The organism is Amycolatopsis sp. SID8362 (assembly GCF_010550475.1).
In the GTDB taxonomy this organism is placed as follows: Bacteria; Actinomycetota; Actinomycetes; order Mycobacteriales; family Pseudonocardiaceae; genus Amycolatopsis; species Amycolatopsis eburnea.
This window is the reverse complement of record NZ_JAAGNB010001722.1, coordinates 1-20,394: the sequence shown is the minus strand read 5'-3', so window position 1 is coordinate 20,394 and position 20,394 is coordinate 1. Positions and strand designations below refer to the sequence as shown.

At 71.6% G+C, this 20,394-nt stretch carries 12 protein-coding genes; 3 read left to right on the top strand and 9 right to left on the bottom strand.

The window, feature by feature from the left end; translation table 11 throughout:
• Positions 1-1,238 (top strand): ABC-F family ATP-binding cassette domain-containing protein (locus tag G3I65_RS52795; protein ID WP_160703753.1); only part of this gene is annotated, 1,238 nt, incomplete at its 5' end.
• Positions 1,239-1,292: 54 nt separating this feature from the next.
• On the opposite strand, the gene G3I65_RS52790 is transcribed toward G3I65_RS52795, so the two are convergent.
• The 5 genes from G3I65_RS52790 to G3I65_RS52770 form a co-directional block, all read right to left on the bottom strand.
• Positions 1,293-2,102: a carbohydrate ABC transporter permease gene (locus tag G3I65_RS52790; RefSeq protein ID WP_125316243.1), complete on the bottom strand. Its 810-nt coding sequence runs from the start codon at positions 2,100-2,102 to the stop codon at positions 1,293-1,295.
• Positions 2,099-2,989, bottom strand: coding sequence for a carbohydrate ABC transporter permease (locus G3I65_RS52785; RefSeq protein ID WP_239071986.1), 891 nt, complete (start codon positions 2,987-2,989; stop codon positions 2,099-2,101). Before G3I65_RS52785 ends, G3I65_RS52790 begins: the two co-directional genes overlap by 4 nt.
• Before the next feature lies 1 nt (position 2,990).
• Positions 2,991-4,256 (bottom strand): extracellular solute-binding protein, encoded by a 1,266-nt coding sequence (locus G3I65_RS52780; RefSeq protein ID WP_160703751.1) that lies wholly within the window; start codon positions 4,254-4,256, stop codon positions 2,991-2,993.
• 106 nt (positions 4,257-4,362) lie between these two features.
• The gene (locus tag G3I65_RS52775) at positions 4,363-6,453 is read right to left on the bottom strand and encodes an alpha-galactosidase (protein WP_160703749.1); all 2,091 of its coding nucleotides are present in this window, start codon (positions 6,451-6,453) and stop codon (positions 4,363-4,365) included.
• Positions 6,454-6,704: 251 nt separating this feature from the next.
• Positions 6,705-7,649: a methionyl-tRNA formyltransferase gene (locus G3I65_RS52770; protein WP_160703747.1), complete on the bottom strand. Its 945-nt coding sequence runs from the start codon at positions 7,647-7,649 to the stop codon at positions 6,705-6,707.
• A 114-nt stretch (positions 7,650-7,763) separates the two neighbouring features.
• On the opposite strand from G3I65_RS52770, the gene G3I65_RS52765 reads away from it, so the two are divergent.
• Positions 7,764-9,071 carry a lysine N(6)-hydroxylase/L-ornithine N(5)-oxygenase family protein gene (locus G3I65_RS52765; RefSeq protein ID WP_160703745.1) on the top strand — a complete coding sequence of 436 codons (1,308 nt, stop codon included), beginning with the start codon at positions 7,764-7,766 and terminating at the stop codon, positions 9,069-9,071.
• Here G3I65_RS52765 and G3I65_RS52760 read toward each other — a convergent pair.
• From G3I65_RS52760 to G3I65_RS52745, 4 genes are all read right to left on the bottom strand, one after another.
• The gene (locus G3I65_RS52760; RefSeq protein WP_160703743.1) at positions 9,058-9,543 is read right to left on the bottom strand and encodes a DinB family protein; all 486 of its coding nucleotides are present in this window, start codon (positions 9,541-9,543) and stop codon (positions 9,058-9,060) included. The two genes, G3I65_RS52765 and G3I65_RS52760, sit on opposite strands and share 14 nt — an antisense overlap.
• 74 nt (positions 9,544-9,617) lie before the next feature.
• Complete coding sequence (locus G3I65_RS52755; protein ID WP_160703741.1) at positions 9,618-10,430, bottom strand: ABC transporter ATP-binding protein; 813 nt, start codon at positions 10,428-10,430, stop codon at positions 9,618-9,620.
• A gap of 3 nt (positions 10,431-10,433) precedes the next feature.
• Positions 10,434-11,492: an iron chelate uptake ABC transporter family permease subunit gene (locus G3I65_RS52750; RefSeq protein ID WP_160703739.1), complete on the bottom strand. Its 1,059-nt coding sequence runs from the start codon at positions 11,490-11,492 to the stop codon at positions 10,434-10,436.
• A 1-nt stretch (position 11,493) separates the two neighbouring features.
• A complete protein-coding gene (locus G3I65_RS52745) occupies positions 11,494-12,531 on the bottom strand; it encodes an iron ABC transporter permease (RefSeq protein ID WP_160703737.1) in 1,038 nt (345 codons plus the stop codon).
• A gap of 136 nt (positions 12,532-12,667) precedes the next feature.
• On the opposite strand from G3I65_RS52745, the gene G3I65_RS52740 reads away from it, so the two are divergent.
• Positions 12,668-20,394 (top strand): non-ribosomal peptide synthetase (locus G3I65_RS52740; RefSeq protein WP_160703735.1); only part of this gene is annotated, 7,727 nt, incomplete at its 3' end.

Genomic DNA, 20,394 nt, shown 5'->3' with positions numbered 1-20,394 from the left:
ACCTCGACGACCGCGCCGCCGAAGTGGCCGCGGACCTCGGCCTCGCCGTCGACCTCGACCAGGCGATGACGTCGCTCTCGGGCGGCCAGGCGGCGCGGGCCGGGCTGGCGTCGCTGCTGCTGAGCCGCTACGACGTCTTCCTGCTCGACGAGCCGACCAACGATCTCGACCTGGACGGCCTGGCCCGGCTCGAACGCTTCGTGACGGGCCTGCGCGCGCCGACCGTCCTGGTCAGCCACGACCGCGAGTTCCTCGCCAGGACCGTCGACCGCGTCGTCGAGCTGGACCTGGCGCAGCAGCAGGTCAACAGCTACGGCGGTGGCTACGAGGCGTACCTCGAGGAGCGCGCGGTCGCGCGGCGGCACGCGCGCGAGGAGTACGAGGAGTACGCCGACACGAAGGCGTCGCTCGAGGCGCGCGGGCGGATGCAGCGGGCGTGGATGGAGAAGGGCGTCAAGAACGCGCGCCGGAAGCAGCCCGACAACGACAAGGCCGCCCGCAAGTTCCGCACCGAGGCGACGGAGAAGCAGGCGTCGAAGGCGCGGCAGACCGACCGGATGATCGAGCGGCTCGCCGTCGTCGAGGAGCCCCGCAAGGAGTGGGAGCTGCGGATGGAGATCGCCGCGGCGCCGCGCGCGGGCGCGGTGGTCGCGACCCTGCGCGGCGCGGTCGTCCGCCGCGGCGGCTTCACCCTCGGACCGGTGGACCTGCAGGTCGACTGGGCGGACAAGGTCGCCATCACCGGCGCGAACGGCGCGGGCAAGTCGACGCTGCTGGCCGCGCTGCTCGGCCGGGTCCCGCTCGACGAGGGGAACGCCGCGCTCGGACCGGGTGTCGTCGTCGGCGAGGTCGACCAGGCCCGGCGGCTGTTCCTCGGGGACGTCCCGCTCGCCGAGGCCTTCGCGCGCGAGGTCCCGGAGTTCCCCGACGCCGACGTCCGGACGCTGCTGGCGAAGTTCGGGCTCAAGGCCGCGCACGTGCTGCGGTCGGCGGCGACGCTGTCGCCGGGCGAGCGGACGCGGGCGGCGCTGGCGCTGCTGCAGGCCCGCGGGGTCAACCTGCTGGTGCTCGACGAGCCGACGAACCACCTCGACCTGCCCGCGATCGAGCAGTTGGAGTCGGCGCTCGACACCTACCCGGGGACGCTGCTGCTGGTGACGCACGACCGCCGGATGCTGGACGCGGTGCACGTCACGCGGCGCCTGGAGGTCGACGGCGGGCAGGTCCGCGAGCGGTGAAGCCGGCCGCGCCGTCCCTGTGGACAAGCGCCGCTTTCACGTGAAAGTGACGCGTCAGCCCTTGGTCGCGCCGCCGGTCAGGCCCTTCACGAACTGCTTCTGCAGTGCCAGGTAGAAGATCAGCACCGGCAGCGTCGCCAGGAACATCAGGGCGAACACGCTGCCCAGGTCCGCCTGGTACTGGCCGATCGAGCGGTAGATGCCGGTCGTGATCGTCGTGCCCTGGCTGGGGCCGAGGATGATCAGCGGGTCGATGAAGTCGTTCCAGATCCACACGCCGAGGAAGATCAGCACCGACGCCGTCGCCGGGCGCAGCAGCGGGAAGACCACGCGCCAGAACACCTGCAGCCGGCTCGCGCCGTCGAGCAGCGCCGCTTCCTCCAGCTCCACCGGGACGCCGCGGATGAAGCCCGAGAACACGAACACCCCGAACGGCACGTAGTAGCCGACGTTGAACAGGATCAGCCCCGGCAGCGTCGCCATCAGGTGGGTGACGCGCAGGACGTCCGTGATCGGGATCAGGATGACCTGCGGCGGGATCATCAGCCCGGCCAGCAGCACCAGCGTCAGCACCTTCGTCCACCGCTTGCCCGAGCGCGCGAGGTAGTGGCCGAGCATCGCCGAAAGCACCGTCAACACCAGGATCGACGACAGGGTGACCACGACGCTGTTGGTCAGGCTGACCCAGAACAGCCCGTCCGGTCGGGTCAGCACCGCGTGGATGTTCGCGAGCGTCGGCGGCAGCGGGAGCGACGCCGGGTCCCCGGCGATCAGGTCGCCGCGTTTGAAGACGTTGGCCAGCACCAGGTACAGCGGCACGAAGAACACCGCGCTGACGGCGACGGCGACCGCGGGGCGGGTCACAGGTCCACCTCCCGGCGGCGGAGGAAGTTCAGCACGACGGTCGTCACGACCGCGACGATCACCAGCATCAGCACGGCCATCGCGGACGCGTAGCCGACGTGGTTGGCGTCGAAGCCGGTCTGCAGCACGTCGAACGCGATCGTCGCGGTGGCACCGGAACCCGGGCCGCCGTTGGTGATCACCTTGACGTAGTCGTAGGTCTTGAACGCCGAAATGAGCAGCACCACCGTGTTGATCGTCAGCGACGGCGCGAGCAGCGGCCAGGTGACCGCGCGGAACCGGCGCAGCGGCCCGGCGCCGTCGATCTCCGCGGCCTCCAGCAGTTCCGCGGGCACGCCCTGCAGCCCGGCCAGGTAGACGACGACGCAGAACCCGAGCATCTGCCAGCACACGATCGAGGCGACCGAGTAGAGCGCCAGATCGGGGTCCGACAGCCATCCGGGCGGGTGCTCGACGCCGAGCGCCCGCAAGAGGCTGTTGAGCGGTCCCGCGTCGTCGAGCAGCCGCGACCAGACGATCGAGACGACGACCGAGCTGAGGATCACCGGCGTGAAGAACACGCTCCGCAAAGCGTTGTACAGCCAGCCTTTCCGGTCCAGCAGCAGGGCGACGCCGAGGCCGAGGACGTTGGGCACGACGACCACGATCAGCGTCAGGATCGTGGTCACCCGAAGCGCGGTGAGGAACTGCTCGTCGGAAAGCAGCAGCCGGTAGTTGTCGAGCCCGGTGAACTTCACCGGCGGGTTGAACGGGTTGTAGTTCGTCAGGCTGTACCCGAAGCTGATCAGGATCGGGGCCAGCACGAAGCACAGGTAGACGAGCACGCCGGGAGCGCCGAACGAAGCGAAGTGCCCGACCCGCGGCAGGACCGGCTTGCGGCTGGCCAAGTCAGCCCGCCTTCGCCCACTCGGTGTCCAGGAACGCGCACGCGTCGGCCACGGACTTGCGGCCGGTGATGACGTCCTGGGCGGCCTGGTCGACCTTGTCCTTCATGCCGGGCAGCAGCCCGTCGTCGGCGGTCTCCCACCGGAACGCGTGCACCACGGCGTTCTGCTGGACGGCCCGCGTGTACAGCTCGTACCCGGCCTTGAAGGTCGGGCCGACGTCGGCCGGCGGGGTGTAGCCCTTGATGGCCGGGAACAGGCCGTCGGCCTTGACCGAGGCGTCGAGCTGGTCCTTGTCGAGCTGGAAGCCGAGGGCGAACTTCTTGGCGGCGTCGAGGTTCGTGGCCTTGGCGTTCACGATCATGCCGCCGCCGGTGTAGGCCGGGACGACGAGCTTGCCGTCCTCGGTGGGGAAGTCGAAGACGCCCACCTCGAAGTCGTGCTTCTTCGAGTCGGCGTTCGCGGCGAACCAGTTGCCCATCGGGTACATCGCGCTCTTGCCGTCGAGGAAGCCCTGCTCGGTCGCCGCGTAGTCGCGCGACACGCTGGTCTTGTCCACGTACCCCTTCGCGGCCAGGTCGGCGAGCTTCGCGAAGGCGTGCTGGAACGCGGGATCGGTGAACTTGACCTGGCCCTGGCGGCGCCGGGTCAGCCAGTCCGGCATCGTGTTGTAGACCTCGGTGCCGACCAGGCCGGAGAGGATCATCGACGACGGGAAGCCGTCCTTGCCCCCGCCGATGGTGAACGGCGCGAAACCCTTGTCCTTCAGCTTTCCCGCGTCGGCGACGAGTTCGTCCCACGTCTTCGGCGGCGCGGCGATGCCGGCGTCGGCGAACATCTTCTTGTTGTAGTAGACCGGCGGGATGGTCTGGGTGTTCGCCGGCAGCTGGTAGTGCTTCCCGTTGACCGGGTTGGCGTCCGGGAACTGGAAGTCCTTGAGCTCGTCGGCCGTCCAGGCGTAGAGGTTGCCGGCTTCGGCGAAACCGGCCGAGTCGACGGCGATCAGCACGTCCGGGAACTGGCCGGACTGCAGGAGCTGCTTGGCGTACGACGTCCGGCCGTCGGCGGTCGGCGCGACGAGCTTCTTCACCTTCATGCCCGGGTTCTTGTCGGTGACGCGCTTGATGGCGGCGTCCCAGTAGGCCGGGGTGAGGTTCGGGGTTTCGAAGGTCAGGAAGGTGATCTCGGTGCCGCCGCCGGTGTTCGAGCCGACCGAGCACGCGCTCACCGCCAGGAGCGCCGCCGCGCCGAGCGCCAATGTCCGTCTCATCGAGCCCTCCAGATGTGATGTATGACGCATTTGATCTGATGTCTGAGGGGCTGTCAAGCAGTAGAGGGCAGTGAAACTCTCGAAGAGCGGCCGATAGATCGGATCTCTAGCGGGGAATTCGCTCCAACCGGATCACCGTGCTCGCGAAGTCGCCGGTCGGGAGGCCGAGACGCAGTCCGTGGGCGAGCAGCACGGCCCCGCTGTGCGTCGTCCCGGAGTCCGGATCCAGGTACCGCTCAGCGGGATCGAGCCCGCCGAGCCGCAGCGGCCGGTCCGGCTCGGCGAAGTGCGCGGCCTGCCGGTAGGCGAACACGACCGACCGGTCGCCGAGGACGTACTGGAGTGCCACGAGCCCGTCGTCGGACGGCGGCCGGAGGCGGTGCAGCGCGCCGTGCTGCACCACGGGCCGGATGTCCCGGTACCGCGCGATCATCTCCCGGGCGAACGCGAGGTCGGCTTCGGGCCAGCGCGCGATGTCACCGCCGAGGCCGAGGACGCCGGCCATGGCGACGTGGAACCGGAAGCGCAGCGGCACCGAGCGGCCGGTGACGAAGTTCGGGTTGTCGGTGACCCACGCCGACATCGCGCGGGCCGGGTAGAGCTGGCTGTAGCCGTGCTGGACGCGCAGCCGGTCGAGGGCGTCGGTGTTGTCGGACGGCCAGACCTGGTCGGCGCGGGCGAGCACGCCGAGGTCGATCCGGCCGCCGCCACCGCTGCACGCCTCGATCCGCAGACCGGGGTGATCTTCCCGGAGCCGGTCCAGGATCGCGTAAACGGCCCGGGTGTGCTCGACCCACACCCGGTCCTGGTCCGCCTCGCCCGGCCGGCCCGCTTCGCTGAACGGGCGGTTCATGTCCCACTTGAGGAAGTCGACGCCGTGGTCGCCGACGAGCCGGTCGAGCCAGCTGTGCGCCCACGCGGCGACGTCGGGCCGCGCGAAGTCGAGGACGAGCTGCTTGCGCAGTTCCGAGCGCCGCCGGTGCGCGTGGTGCAGCACCCAGTCCGGGTGGGCGCGGTACAGATCGCTGTCGGGGTTGACCATTTCGGGCTCGACCCACAGGCCGAACTTCATGCCCAGCGCGTGCACCGCGTCCACCAGCGGCTGGAGGCCATCGGGGAAGCGCTCGCGGTTGACGTGCCAATCGCCGAGCCCGGCGTGGTCGCCGGTGCGGGCGCCGAACCACCCATCGTCCAGCACGAACAGCTCGACGCCGAGCGCCGCGGCCCGCTCGGCGAGCGCGCGTTGCCCGGCTTCGGAGACCTCGAAACCCGTGGCCTCCCACGAGTTGTAGAGCACCGGACGCAGTTCCCCGGGGTGGGGCAGGACGTGTTCGCGGACGTAGGCGTGCCACGCGCGGCTCGCGGCACCGAACCCGCCGTCGGTGCGGAGCCCGGCCGCGACCGGCGTGGTCAGCGGCTTTCCCGGCCCGACGTGGTGGACGACGCCGTCTTGGCCGAAACCACCGCTGATCGTGAGGCGCCCGGTCGAGGACCGGGTGGTGGTGAGGCGCCACGACCCGCTCCACGCGAGCGCGACGCCGTAGACCTCGCCGTGGCGTTCGGTGGCGGTGCCGTCGTCGACCATGACCCACGGGTTGGCGTGGTGGCTGGTGATCCCGCGGCGGCTGCCGAAGACGGTTTCCCCGTGTGGGACGGCTTCACGTCGGAGCTGGGTTTCCGCGGCCCAGCGGCCGGTGGCGTGGCTGAGCCGGTAGTCCTCGAGGACGGGCAGCACCCAGGTCGCGGAGTCGGCGCGGGCGACCTCGACGTCGGTGTCCGCGGACAGCTCGGTCCAGCGTTCGAGGACGTCTCCCCGGAAGCGGTAGTGGAGCGTCAGCCGTACGGGGTAGTGGCGGTCGGCGAAGAAGATCTCGAGGTGGTTCCCGGTGCTCTCGTGGGTTTCGTACCGCCATTCGAGGCCGCGGGTGCCGTCGGCGAAGCGGAGTTGCAGCGCCGGGGTCCAGTAGCGGGTGCCGCCGTCCGCCGCGAGTTCGTCGAGGCCTTCGTTGGGGTCGTTGAAGCCGTCCCAGCGGGGAAGCGTTTTCGCGGTGAGTTCGACGACCTCGGGCGGGGAGAGCCGGGGACCCCAGTAGACGTGGGTGGGGACGTCGTCCTCGTCGAGCCGCAGCGCGTACGTGGTGGCTGCGCCGGTGAGCACCCAGGTGCGGTGGTCGTCGAGGTAGCTGATCCCGGCCATGCGGGCCATCCTGGCCGCCGGAACCCCGTGGCGGCCAGGACTTCCCGCTCACCGGGTCAAGGCCCAGGGTCCCGGCAAAGTCGGGTAGCACGGCCGATCCGCCGATCCGCGATGACATGAATGGGTCATTCACCTCACCAGACGACATGAATGACCCATTCACAACATCCCCGCGACGCCGGACAGACCACGCAGCCGACCCGCGGCCGGTCACCCGCTCGCCGGCGCGCGACATTGCCGGGACCCTGGGGTCACGGCCGGTCGGTCAGGTACCCGCCCATGGTCTTGAAGTACTCGTGCGCCGCCAGCTCGGTCCCGTCGGCGGTGCGGACCCGCTCGACCACCAGGCCGGGCGACTGCCCGCGCCGCGCCTGCGGGCCGGCCACGACCACGACGCCGTCGCCCTCCTTGATGAAGATCCGGCCCGGCGTGCCGCCGTAGTTCCCCTTCGACACCGACGCCTTGAGGATCCGCAGCTCTTCGCCGCGGTGGTAGGTGAACGCGTTCGGGTACGGGTCGGACAGCGCGCGTACGAAACGTTCGAGGTCCGCCGGCGGGAGGGTCCAGTCGATCAGGCTGTCGCGGCGGGCGCGCTTGTGGAAGAAGCTGGCGTTCGAGCGGTCCTGCGGCACCGGGGTGTAGCCCGTCTCGATCTTCGAGATGGCTTCGGCCGTGAGCGGGGCGATCAGGTCGACCGTGCGGTGGAACAGGTCCGTCGTGGTGTCCGCCGGGCCGACCGGGATCGCGCGCTGCAGGACGATGCCGCCCGCGTCGAGCTCGCCGTCCATCATGTGGGCGGTGACGCCGACCTCGGGCTCGCCGTTGATCAGCGCCCAGATGAGCGGGGAGAAGCCCGCGTACGCCGGCAGCAGCGAGTCGTGGATGTTGAGCGTGCCGTGCCGCGGGAGCTCGAAGATCTCCGGGGGCAGCCAGGTGCGCCAGTTGTTCGCCACGATCAGGTCGAGGTCGGCGGCCTTGAGCTCGGCCAGCAGTTCGGCGTCGTCCGGGCGGTTGCGGAGCAGCACGCGGATGCCGTTGGCCTCGGCGAGGTCGGCGACGGAGTCGGCCCAGATCCGCTCGTAGGCGTGGTCGCTCTTCGGGTGCGTCACCACGAGGGCGACTTCGTGCCCCGCGTCGATGAGCGCCTGCAGGGTCCGGTGCCCCCAGGTCTGGTAGCCGAACATCGCCACGCGCATTCGAGAGTGCCTTTCATGATCGGGGGACGAACATCACCACGAACGTACTAGGCCAGGCTGGCCTAAGTTAGGTTAGGGTTCCCTGAACGGTACCGGAGCGCGCGAGGGAGCAACATGACTGCAGAGGTCCCGATCTACGACATCGTCGGCGTGGGCTTCGGACCCTCGAACCTGGCCCTCGCGATCGCCCTCGCCGAGCACAACGCCGGCGCCGGGGAGCCGGTGACCGCGCACTTCCTCGAGCGGCAGCCGAAGTTCGGCTGGCACCGCGGGATGCTCATCGACACCGCCACCATGCAGGTCTCGTTCCTGAAAGACCTGGTCACCATGCGGAACCCGACCAGCGGGTTCAGCTTCCTCAACTACCTCCACGAGGCGGGGCGGCTGGTCGACTTCATCAACCACAAGAACCTCTTCCCGCTGCGGGTCGAGTTCCACGACTACTTCGAGTGGGCGGCCGCGAAGGTCGACGACGTCGTCTCGTACGGCACCGAGGTCGTCTCCGTGAAGCCGGTGTACGACGGCTCGGAAGTGGCCTACTTCGACGTCGAGGCGTCGGACGGCTCGGCGTTGCGCGCCCGGAACCTGGTGGTGGGCACGGGCCTGCGCCCGCAGCTGCCCGAGGGGATCACCGCCGGGCCGCGGATCTGGCACAACAGCGAACTGCTGTTCCGCGTCGACGCCCTGCGCGGCACGTCGCCGAAGCGGTTCGTCGTCGTGGGCGCCGGGCAGAGCGCGGCCGAGGTGGCCGCGCTGCTGCACGACGAGTTCCCGCACGCCGAGGTGTGCGCGGTGTTCGCCCGCTACGGCTACAGCCCGGCCGACGACAGCTCGTTCGCGAACCGGATCTTCGACCCGGAAGCCGTCGACCAGTTCTACCGCGCGGGCGAGCCGGTCAAGGACCGCCTGATGCGCTACCACGGCGCGACGAACTACTCGGCCGTCGACATCGACCTGATCGACGAGCTGTACCGCCGCGTCTACCGCGAGAAGGTCCTCGGCGTGGAACGGCTGCGGCTGCTGAACGTCTCGCGCCCTGTCGAGGTCACCGACACCGGAACCGCGGTGACGGCCACCGTCGAATCACTGACGACGGGCGAGCGCACGGTGCTGGAAGCCGACGCGGTCGTCTACGCCACCGGGTACCGGCCTGCCGACCCGACCCCGCTGCTGGGCGAGCTCGGTGCCCGCTGTTCGCGCGACGAAGAGGGCCGGCTGCGCGTCGAGCGCGACTACCGCCTCACGACGGAACCGGTGCTGCGCGGCGGGATCTACCTCCAGGGCGGCACCGAGCACACGCACGGCATCACGTCTTCGCTGCTGTCGAACACGGCGGTGCGGGTGGGCGAGATCCTCCAGTCCGTTGTGGACCGACGGGTGGTCGCGGAGCCGGCGGGGGAGTACGCCGTCAGCGCGCGCTGAGCTGCTCCCGCAGGATGTCGCCGTGGCCGGCGTGACGGGCGAAGTCCTCGATCAGCAGCAGGTAGACGAACCGGAGGTTGACCGCGCCGAGGACGTCGTGGGTGCGGGTTTCGTCGAGGTCGAAGCGGGCCGCGATTTCGCGTGAGCGCGCGCTCGCCCGCTCGAACTCGGCGATCACGTCGGCCACGGTTTCGCCTTCCGCGACGGCGAAACTGGGGTCGCCCGGCGTCGTCGGACCGTCGCATTCGGACTCGTCGAGGCCCTGCAGGAGACATTGGAACCACCGGCGTTCGGCCATGGCGGCGTGCTTGACCAGCCCGATCGGCGTGGTCGCGGACGCGACCAGCCGCACGCGGGCGTCGGCCTCCGACAGCCCGCGTGCGACGTCGATGACGGCGCGCCGCTGGCGGTCCATCGTGGCTTCCAGCAGGTGGCGCTCGGGACCGGTGGTGATTTCGGGCAGCACGAACATGGCTCTGCTTCCTGGAGGGGGTTTCGGCCGGACGTTCCCCGGAACACGCGGGGCGGGCCGAACCCCAGGATAGCTCAGCCCTGGTGCGCCGGGGCGGGGTGGTGGCGGCTGATCGGGATCACCATCGGGGTGCCGCTCACCGGGTCCGGGGTGATCCGGCAGCGGACGTCGAACACCTCGTCCACCAGCTCCTCGGTGATCACGTCGGCCGGCGCGCCGGAAGCCACGATCCGGCCCGCCTTCATCGCGATCACGTGGTCGGCGTAGCGGCAGGCCTGCGGCAGGTCGTGCAGCACCATCACGACCGTGCGGCCTTCGCCGCGGTTGAGGTCGACGACCAGGTCGAGCACGTCGATCTGGTGCGCCAGGTCGAGGTACGTCGTGGGTTCGTCGAGCAGCAGCACCGGCGTGCCCTGCGCGACCGCCATCGCGATCCACGCGCGCTGGCGCTGGCCGCCCGACAGCTCGTCGACCGGGCGGTCGGCCAGGTCGGTCATCTGCGTGGCCGCCAGGGCCGCGCGCACCGCGCCTTCGTCCGAAGTGGACCATTGCCGCCACCAGCTCTGGTGCGGCGCGCGGCCGCGGCCGACGAGGTCGGCGACCGTCATGCCTTCCGGCGCCACCGGGGACTGCGGCAGGATCCCGAGCCGTTGGGCGACCTGGCGGGTCGGCAGGTCGTGGATCGAGCGGCCGTCGAGGTAGACCCCGCCCGACTTCGGCGTGAGCAGACGGGCCAGCGTGCGCAGCAACGTCGACTTCCCGCACGCGTTCGCCCCGACGATCGCGGTGATCCGGCCGGGCGGGATGTCGAGGTCGAGGTCGTCGATGACGATCTGGTCGTCGTAGGCGACGCGCAGCTCCTTCACCCGCAGCGACGGTGTTTCCATGGGTCAGCCTCCGGAACCGGATCGGTTGGCCCTGGCCAGCAGCCAGAGCAGGAGCGGGGCGCCGAGTGCGCCGGTCACGATGCCGACCGGCAGCGGGGACGCCGTGACGGTGCGCGCCAGGATGTCGCTGCCCAGCACGACGACCGCGCCGGTGAGCGCGGACGCGATGAGCGGCGGCGATGTCTGGCGTGCCAGGCGTTGCGCGATCTGCGGCGCGGTCAGCGCCACGAACGAAACCGGGCCCGCGGACGCCGTCGCGAAGGCGACGAGACCGGCGCCCGACAGCAGCAGGCCGAGCCGGACCGGCTGGACCGGGGTGCCGAGCCCGGCGGCCACCTCGTCGCCGAGCTGCAGCGTGCGCATCCACCGCGACAGCGCCAGCAGCAGGGGTAGCAGCACGGCCAGCGCGCCCGCCAGGGGGAGGACGTGCTCCCAGCCGCGGTTGGCGAGGTTCCCGACGAGCCAGCCGATCGACGCCTGCGCTTCGGTGATCTGCGCGCGGCTGAGCAGGTAGTCGGTCAGGCTGGTGCACATCGCGAAGATCCCGATGCCGACCAGGATGATCCGGTAGCCGGTGGTGCCGCGCCGCCAGGCGAGCACGTACACGAGCAACCCGGTCAGCAGCCCGCCGAGCAGGCCGAGCGTCGTGGTTCCGAGCCCGCCGCCGAAGCCGAACGAGATGCCCGCGACGACGGCGGTGGCCGCGCCCGCGTTGATGCCGATCATGTCCGGGCTCGCCAGCGGGTTACGGGTGATGGTCTGGAACACTGCGCCGGACGCGCCGAACGCGACCCCGGCGAGCAGTCCGGTCAGCGCTCGCGGCAGGCGCAGTTCTCCGACGATGTAAGCGGTTCCGCTGTCACCGCCGCCGAACACCGCCGACAGCACGTCCGGCACGCTGAGCGGGACGTCGCCGATCGTCATGCCCACGCAGAACAACGCGAACGCCAGCACGGCGAGGACGAGCGAGACGGCGGCGAGCCGGAGCCGGACCTGGCCGGACACCGCGGGTTTCGCGAGGCGGAAGGTGACCCGGTCGCGCCGCACCTGCAGCAGGCTCATGTCAGGACTCCACCAGCTTGCGGCGGCGGACCAGGTAGATGAAGAACGGGGCGCCGAGGAACGCGACGATCACGCCGGCGCGGACTTCCCCCGGCCGTGCCATGACCCGGCCGAGGATGTCGGCGGCCAGCAGCAGGCACGGCGCGAGCACGGCGGTGTAGGGCAGCAGCCAGCGGTGGTCGGGGCCGATGAGGAACCGGACGGCGTGCGGGACGATCAGGCCGAGGAAGACGATCGGGCCGGCGACGGCGACCGACGCGCCGGTCAGCAGCGTGACGGCCAGCGCGCCGCGCAGCCGCAGCGGGCCGAGCCGCCGCCCGAGTGCGACCGCGACGTCGTCACCGAGCGCGAGGCTGTTCAGCGCCGGGCCGCTCGCGACCGCCAGCACCACGCCGACGAGCAGGAACGGCAGGATCCGCAGCAGCGAACCGCCGTCGACACCGGCGAGGGAACCGGCCGACCAGAAGCGGAAGCGGTTGAGCGCCACCGGGTCCGACAGCACCATCGCGCTGGTGAACGAGCCGAGCAGCGCCGTGACGGCGGCCCCGGCGAGGGCCAGCTTGACCGGGCTCGACCCGCTGCGGCCGCGGGTGCCGAGGTAGTAGACGACGGCGGTCGCGCCGAGCGCACCGGCGAAGGCGAACCACACGTAGCCGTAGAGCGAGCTGACGCCGAGCACGGTGATCGAGAAGACGATGGCGAACGCGGCCCCGGCGCTGATGCCCAGCAACCCGGGGTCGGCCAGCGGGTTGCGGGTCAGCGCCTGCATCACCGTGCCCGCCAGGCCGAGCGCGGCGCCCACGAGGACGGCGAGCAGGGTCCGCGGCATCCGGACACTGTGGATGATCACCGCGTCGGCCGATCCGTCGTCGTGCCACAGCACCTGCCAGACGGCGCCGAACGAGATCTCCTTCGAGCCCAGCCAGACGCTCAGCAGGCACAGGAAAACCAGCACACCGAGAGCGGCCAGCAGACCGAGCGCGCGGCCCGTGTGTGGCGGGCGTCGCGTGAGAGCGATCCCTCCGGGGTCTGTTCGCACCGCACCTCCGACTGGTACTGATTTTAGGTAAGGCTAACCGATGGTACAGGAGTGCATCCTCACCATCCGTTTGTTAGGGTCACCTAAGTTCGCGCCTCGTTGGAGGCGCCGTGAGCAGCGGGAGGCTGGTCTACCGGTGAGCAACGGTGACGCTGTGCAGCAGGTGTCGGGGCTGGGTTTCTGGCGTGACCGCCTCGCTTCGGCGCCGAAGGAGCTGCCGCTGCCGGTCGACCGGCCGTACCCCGCGGAGCCCGCCGCCCCGGTGCTGCTGGGCCGGCCGGTGCCCGAGGCCGACGAGCTGACGCTGCTGGCGGCGTTCACGGTGCTGTTGTCCCGGTATGCGGGAACCGCCGACGTCCTGCTCGGGATCGGCTCGCTGGTGCCGCTGCGGGTGGACCTGGGTGGCTCGCCCGGGTTCGCCGACGTCGTGTCACGTGTGCGCGAGGCGCGCGAGGAAGCGCTGGCGCACGAGGTGCCGTTCGCCGACCTGGTCGCCGAGCTGGACCCCGAGCTCGGGCGCGGGGGAGCGGTGCTCGTCAACGTCGGCTTCGGCGCCGAAACGGACCTCCCGCTGGACCTGAACCTGACCGCGGCCGGGCTGCGCTACCGCCCCGACGTCCTCGACGAGTCCACTGTGGACCGCCTGCTCGGCCACCTGGGGCACCTCCTCGCCGAGGCGGCCGAGCGTCCACAGTGGCCGGTCGACCGGCTCGCCCTGATGAGCGCGCCGGAGCTGCGCGAGATCCTGGACGGCTGGAACGACACGGACCTCGCGACGCCGCTTTCGACGCTGCCGGAGCTGTTCGCGGCCCGGGTCCGCGAGAACCCGGACGCCGTCGCGCTCGTCTTCGAGGACGAGGAGCTGACCTACGCCGAACTGGACGCGCGCGCCAACCGGCTCGCCCACGTCCTCATCGGCCGCGGTGCCGGGCCGGAACGCGTGGTCGCCCTCGCCGTCCCGCGCTCGCTCGACATGATCGTGGCCGAGCTGGCCGTGCTCAAGGCCGGCGCCGCGTACCTGCCGCTGGACCAGGACTACCCGGCCGAGCGGATCGCCTTCATGGTGTCCGACGCGCGTCCGGTGTGCGTGGTGACCACCGGCGAACTCGCCGGCCGCTTCGACGGCGACGTCCTGCTCCTGGACGAAGCGGACCTCGACGCGGCACCGGCGACGGACCCGGCAGCGCCGATCGTCCCGGCGAACGCGGCCTATGTCATCTACACCTCGGGTTCCACCGGACGGCCCAAGGGGGTCGTCGTTTCCCACGCGGGCGTGGCGAAGCTGGTGGCGACGCAGTCGGAGCGGTTCGGCGTGGGCCCGCACAGCCGGGTGCTGCAGTTCGCGTCCCCGAGTTTCGACGTCGCGTTCTGGGACCTGTGCCTCGGCCTGCTTTCGGGCGGCAGGCTGGTGATCGTGCCCGCCGAACGGCGCGTGCCCGGCCCGGAGCTGGCCGAGTACGCCCACGCCAAGGGCGTCGACTTCATGATCCTGCCGCCCGCGCTGCTCGCCGAGTTCCCCGAGGACTGCGACCTGCCGCGTGACAGCGTCCTTCTCGCGGGCACCGAGCGCGTGTCGCCGGAGCTGGTGCGCCGCTGGGCGCTGGGGCGGCGGATGTTCAACGCCTACGGCCCGACCGAGGCCACGACGAACTCGACGCTCGGGCTGTGCGACCCGGAGATCGCGCCGGGATCGGCCGTGCCGATCGGTGTGCCGGACCCGGGGACCCGCGCGTACGTCCTCGACGCGCACTTGGCGCCGGTCCCGGTCGGTGCCGTCGGCGAGCTGTACCTCGCCGGTTCGGGGTTGGCGCGGGGTTATCTCGGGCGGCCGGGGCTGACGGCGGAGCGGTTCGTGGCGGACCCGTTCGGTTCCGGCGGACGGCTTTACCGCACCGGTGACCTGGTGAAGTGGCTGCCGGACGGCCGGCTGGTGTTCCTGGGGCGCGCGGACGACCAGGTCAAGATCCGCGGGTACCGGATCGAGCTGGGCGAGATCGAGTCCGTCCTCGCCGAGCACCCGCGTGTGGGCCAGTCGGTCGTCGTCGCGCAGGACGGGCGGCTGATCGCGTACGCCGTGCCGGTGCCCGTCCGCGACCAGGCGGCCGAGCAGGGGCACGTCGACGAATGGCACGACGTCCACGAAGAGATGCTCGCCGGTTCCCGGGGCATCGAAGAGAACTTCGCCGGCTGGAATTCCAGCTACGACGGCTCGCAAATCCCGCTGAGCGAGATGCGCGAGTGGCACGCGGCGACGATCGACCGGATCCGGTCGCTGCGGCCGAAGCGGGTGCTGGAGATCGGGGTCGGCAGCGGGCTGATCCTGTCGAGGATCGCGCCGGACGCCGAGGAGTACTGGGGCGTCGACCTGTCCGAGAGCGCGATCGAGAACGTCCGGCGCGAGGTCGCGGCGACGTCGTTCGCGAGCAAGGTCCACCTGGCCGCGCGCCCGGCGCACGACTTGGGTGAGCTGCCGGACGAACCGTTCGACACCGTGATCATCAACTCCGTCGCCCAATACTTCCCGAGCGCGGACTACCTCGCGGAGGTCGTGAAGACCGCCGCCGGCGTCCTGGAGCCCGGCGGGACGATCTTCCTCGGCGACATCCGCAACCTGCGGTCGCTGCGGGCGTTCCGGACCGCCGTCGAGCTGCGGCACGGCCGGGGCGACGTCGCGGCGGTCGACCAGGCCATCGCGCGCGAGGGCGAGCTGGTTCTCGACCCGGACTTCTTCCCGGCGCTGGTGCGCGGCCTCGACGGTTTCGACGACGTCGACCTGTGGGTCAAGCGCGGCCACGCCCACAACGAGCTGACCCGGCACCGCTACGACGTCGTGCTGCGCAAGGGATCCCGGCCGGCCGCGGCCGACGAGCAGGTGGTCGCGTTCGGCGACCTTGGCGCGATCGAGCGGTTCCTGGCCGCCGAGGCGCCGGAGCGGCTGCGCGTCACCGGCATCCCGGACGCGCGGCTGTCCGGCGAGCTGGCCGCGGTCAGCGCCCTCGACGAAGCCGTCCCGGCGGCCGCTCTCGAAGCTCTCGACGGGCGCGACGGCGTCGACCCGGAAGCCCTGCACCGGCTCGGTGACGGCGCGGGCTACCGGGTCGCGGTGACGTTGGCCGCCGAGGCCGGCGAGCTGGAAGCCGTCTTCGAGCGCCCCAATGTGGCCTTCGGTGCGTCTGACGCACCCAAGGCGGCCTTCGGTGCGTCAGACGCAACCAAGGCCACCTTGGGGCGCAGCTACCGGCCGGGGCGCCGGACCGGAACACCCGGCTCGTACGCCAACAACCCGGTGGCCCGGCGGTTGACCGGCGCGTTCGTCGCGTCGCTGCGTGCGCACGTGCGCGACCGGCTGCCGTTGTACATGGTGCCGTCGGCGTTCGTCGTGCTGGACAAGCTGCCGGTGCTGGCTTCGGGCAAGCTCGACCGCAAGGCGCTGCCGAGCCCGGACCGGTTCACCGCCGGGCCGGGCCGCGCGCCCCGCAACCCCGTCGAGCAGCTGCTGTGCGAAATGTTCGCCGACGTCCTCGGCGTGCCGCAGGCCGGCCCCGTCGACGACTTCTTCGCCCTCGGCGGGCATTCCCTCCTGGCCACCCGGCTGGTCCAGCGCATCCGCGCGGCCGTCGGCGCCGAGGTGCCGGTGCGCGCGGTGTTCGACGCGCCGACCCCGGCCGCGCTCGCCGAACTCCTCGCCGGGCCCGTCACCGGCACCGAACGGCGTCCGCTGACCCGTGTCACCGAGCGGCCCGAGCGGCTGCCGCTGTCGTTCGCGCAGCAGCGGCTGTGGTTCCTGCACGGCCTCGAAGGCGGGTCGGCGACCTACAACGTCCCGCTCGTCATGCGCCTGTCCGGTGAGCTGGACGTCGACGCGCTGCGCTCGGCGCTGAACGACGTCCTGTGCCGGCACGAGGCGTTGCGCACGGTCTTCCCGGTCGTCGACGGCGTGCCGTACCAGGAAGTCCTTCCTGAAGGGACGGTCGCGCTGACCGTCCGCGAGGTGTCCGATGTGGATGCCGAAGTGGACGCTCTCGTGCGCGGGGTCTTCGACCTCGGCGCCGGCGTCCCGGTGCGCGCCGAACTGCTGGCCGTCGATCCGCGCCGGCACGTGCTCGTCCTGGTCGTGCACCACATCGCCGCCGACGGCTGGTCGCTGTCGCCGCTCTGGCAGGACATCGCCACGGCGTACCGCGCCCGCCTCCGGGGCGACGCTCCCGAGTGGACTCCGCTGCCGGTCCAGTACGTGGATTACACGCTCTGGCAACGAGAACTGCTCGCCACCGAGGAAGGCAAGCAGCTCGACTACTGGCGCGGCACTCTCGACGGCCTGCCCGAGCGGATCACCCTCCCGCTCGACCGCCCGCACCCGGCGGTCTCCGCCTACCGCGGCGGCTTCTTCACCTTCGCTTGGGATGCCGGGCTCCAGGCCGGCCTCGCGGACCTCGCGCGCGCGTGCGGCGCGAGCCCGTTCATGGTCGTGCACGCGGGCCTGACCGCGCTGCTGTCCCGGCTCGGCGGCGGCACGGACATCCCGATCGGCACCCCGATCGCCGGCCGCACCGACCCGGCGCTCGACGACCTGGTCGGGTTCTTCGTCAACACCTTGGTGCTGCGCGTGGACACCGGTGGCGACCCGTCCTTCCGGGACCTCGTCGCCCGGGTGCGCGAGCGCAGCCTCGACGCCTACGCCCACCAGGACGTGCCGTTCGAGCGGCTCGTCGAGGCGCTGAACCCGGCGCGTTCGCTGGCGCACCACCCGCTGTTCCAGACCATGCTCGCCTGGCAGAACACCCCGGGCGCCGGCGTCGAGCTGCCCGGGCTGACCGTCACCGAGCAGCCGGTCGGCACCGGCACGGCCAAGTTCGACCTCTGGTTCTCCTTCACCGAACGCGCCGACGGGCTGCACGGCCAGGCCGAGTTCAACGCCGAGGTGTTCGACCGGGCCAGGGTGACCGGGCTCGTCGACCGGCTGGAGGTCCTGCTCCGCCAGGTCGTCTCGGCGCCGGACCGCCGGCTCGGCACCCTCGACGTGCTCACCCCGGCCGAGCGCGACGGCCTCGAAGCGACCTGGTCCGGTCCGGTCGAGGACGTCCCGGCGGTCACCGCGCCCGAGCTGTTCGCCGCTCAGGTCACCCGCACCCCCGACCACCCCGCGCTGGTCTTCGAGGACGAAGAACTCAGCTACGCCGAGCTGGATGCCGCTTCGAACCGCCTCGCCCGCGCGCTGGCCGCGCGGGGCGCCGGGCCCGAGCGCGTGGTCGCCCTCGCGCTGCCGCGCTCGACGCACCTGGTGACGGCGATCCTCGCCGTGCTCAAAACGGGCGCGGCCTACCTGCCGCTCGACCCGGGCTACCCGGCCGAGCGCATCGCGTTCATGCTCGAAGACGCCGCTCCGGCGCTGGTGCTGGCCGTCGGCGAGACCGCCGTGCCGGGTGCCCTGCTCCTCGACGACCCGGACACCGTCGCGGGCGTGTCCGATGCGCCGCTCGACGTCGTGCCGCGGCCGGAAAACCCGGCGTACGTGATCTACACGTCCGGGTCGACGGGGCGCCCCAAGGGCGTCGTGGTGCCGCACGAGGGCATCGTCAACAGGCTGCTGTGGATGCAGGACGAGTACGGTCTCACCGGCGACGACCGCGTGCTGCAGAAGACGCCGTCCAGCTTCGACGTCTCGGTGTGGGAGTTCCTCTGGCCGCTCGTCACCGGCGCCACCGAGGTGCTCGCGCGACCGGACGGGCACAAGGATCCCGCCTACCTGGCCCGGCTGATCCGCGGCCGCGGGATCACGACCGTCCACTTCGTCCCGTCGATGCTCCAGGTCTTCCTGCAGGAGCCGGCGGCGGGGGAGTGCACCACCCTGCGCCGGGTCCTCTGCAGCGGGGAGGCGCTGCCGCCGGACGCCGTCGCGCAGTTCGGCCGGGTGCTGGACGCCGAACTGCACAACCTCTACGGCCCCACCGAAGCCTCGGTCGACGTCACTGCCTGGCATACGTCCACTGTGGACGTCGCCGTCCCGATCGGCCGTCCGGTCTGGAACACCCGGACCTACGTGCTCGACGCCGCCCTGCGCCCGGTCCCGCCCGGCACGGCAGGCGAGCTGTACCTCGCCGGTGTCCAGCTTGCCCGCGGCTACCTCGGCCGTGCCGGGCTCACGGCGGAGCGGTTCGTCGCCGACCCGTTCGGCGCCCCCGGCACGCGGATGTACCGCACGGGCGACCTGGCCCGCTTCCGCGCCGACGGCGTCCTCGAGTTCCTCGGCCGCGGCGACGAGCAGGTCAAGATCCGCGGCTTCCGCGTCGAGCCCGGCGAGATCGCCGCGACGCTGTCCGCGCACGACGACGTCGCCCACGCCGTGGTCGTCGCCAGGGAAGACCGCCCGGGTGACGTCCGCCTGGTCGGGTACGTCGTGCCCGCCGACACCGAAAGCCCGGCCGGTGTCGAGACCGAGCAGGTCGGCGAATGGCGTGAGCTGTACGACTCGATGTACTCCGGGGACGGCGACGCCTTCGCCGGGTGGAACTCCAGCTACACCGGCGAGCCGATCCCGGTGGCCGAGATGCGCGAGTGGCGTGACGCGATCGTCACGCGGATCCGGTCCCTGGCGCCGAAACGGGTCCTGGAGATCGGCGTCGGCACCGGCTTGCTGCTGACCGAGCTGGCCCCGGACTGCGAAACCTATTGGGGCACGGACTTCTCCGCCGAGGTCATCGCGTCGCTGGGCCGCCGGGTCGAGGCCGATCCGGAGCTGGCCGGGCGCGTAGAACTCCGCACCCGCGACGCCGCCGACGTCACCGGGCTGCCGTCCGGGTTCTTCGACACGATCGTGCTCAACTCCGTCATCCAGTACTTCCCGAGCGGGACCTACCTGCTGGACGTCGTGCGGAAAGCCCTGGATCTGCTGGCCCCGGGCGGGGCGCTGTTCATCGGCGACGTCCGGGACCTGCGCCAGGTCCGGGCGTTCCACACCGCCGTGGCCGAGGCGCGCGGCGGTGACGTCGAACAGAACCTGCTGCGGGAGAAGGAACTGCTCGTCGCGCCGGAGTTCTTCGCCGGTCTCGACGGGATCGCCGCGGACGTCCGCGTCAAGCGGGGACGGGCCGTCAACGAGCTGACCCAGTACCGCTACGACGTCGTCCTGCGGCCGGGAACCCTCTCGGAGACGGACGTCCCGGTGCTCGCTTGGGGCACAGACGTATCCACTGTGGACGAGGTGGCGGCGCGGCTCGGCGACGGGTTGCGCGTCGACGGTGTCCCCAATGGACGCACCACGGACGGTGTCAACCCCGAGGACTGGTACGAACTCGGTGAGGCTCGCGGCTTCCGCACGGTCGTCACGTGGTCCGCGGCCGGTGACGGCTCGGTCGACGTCCTGTTCACGAACGGCGAGACCGCCGGTGCGTTCCGGCCCGGGGCGCAGAGCTTGCTGTCCTACACCGGCAACCCCGGCCGGTTCCGCCGTGTCAGCACGTTGTCCGCGGACCTGCGGGCCCTGGCCGCCGAGCGGCTGCCGGAGCACATGGTGCCGTCGGCGATCGTCGTCCTCGACGCGCTCCCGGTGACCGCCAACGGCAAGCTCGACCGCCGCGCGCTGCCGTCGCCGGACCCGGCGGCGCCGACGTCCGACCGCGAGCCGCGCACCCCGCTCGAACGGCAGCTGTGCGAGCTGTTCGCCGACGTCCTCGGCCTGCCGCGGGTCGGCCCGGACGACAGCTTCTTCGCCCTCGGCGGCCATTCCCTGCTGGCCACCCGGCTGATCGCCCGGATCCGGACGACCCTGAACGCCGAGCTGGAAGTCCGGTCGGTGTTCGAGCGCCCGACCGCCGCCGGGCTCGCCGAGGTGCTCGCCACCGCCGGCGGGACCGCGCGCCCGCC

Bases quoted from the DNA above. Each gene is read 5' to 3' on its own strand.
- G3I65_RS52780 (WP_160703751.1), bottom strand. From the start codon at position 4,256: ATGAGACGGACATTGGCGCTCGGCGCGGCGGCGCTCCTGGCGGTGAGC.
- G3I65_RS52775 (WP_160703749.1), bottom strand. From the start codon at position 6,453: ATGGCCGGGATCAGCTACCTCGACGACCACCGCACCTGGGTGCTCACC.
- G3I65_RS52770 (WP_160703747.1), bottom strand. From the start codon at position 7,649: ATGCGCGTGGCGATGTTCGGCTACCAGACCTGGGGGCACCGGACCCTG.
- G3I65_RS52765 (WP_160703745.1), top strand. From the start codon at position 7,764: ATGACTGCAGAGGTCCCGATCTACGACATCGTCGGCGTGGGCTTCGGA.
- G3I65_RS52760 (WP_160703743.1), bottom strand. From the start codon at position 9,543: ATGTTCGTGCTGCCCGAAATCACCACCGGTCCCGAGCGCCACCTGCTG.
- G3I65_RS52755 (WP_160703741.1), bottom strand. From the start codon at position 10,430: ATGGAAACACCGTCGCTGCGGGTGAAGGAGCTGCGCGTCGCCTACGAC.
- G3I65_RS52750 (WP_160703739.1), bottom strand. From the start codon at position 11,492: ATGAGCCTGCTGCAGGTGCGGCGCGACCGGGTCACCTTCCGCCTCGCG.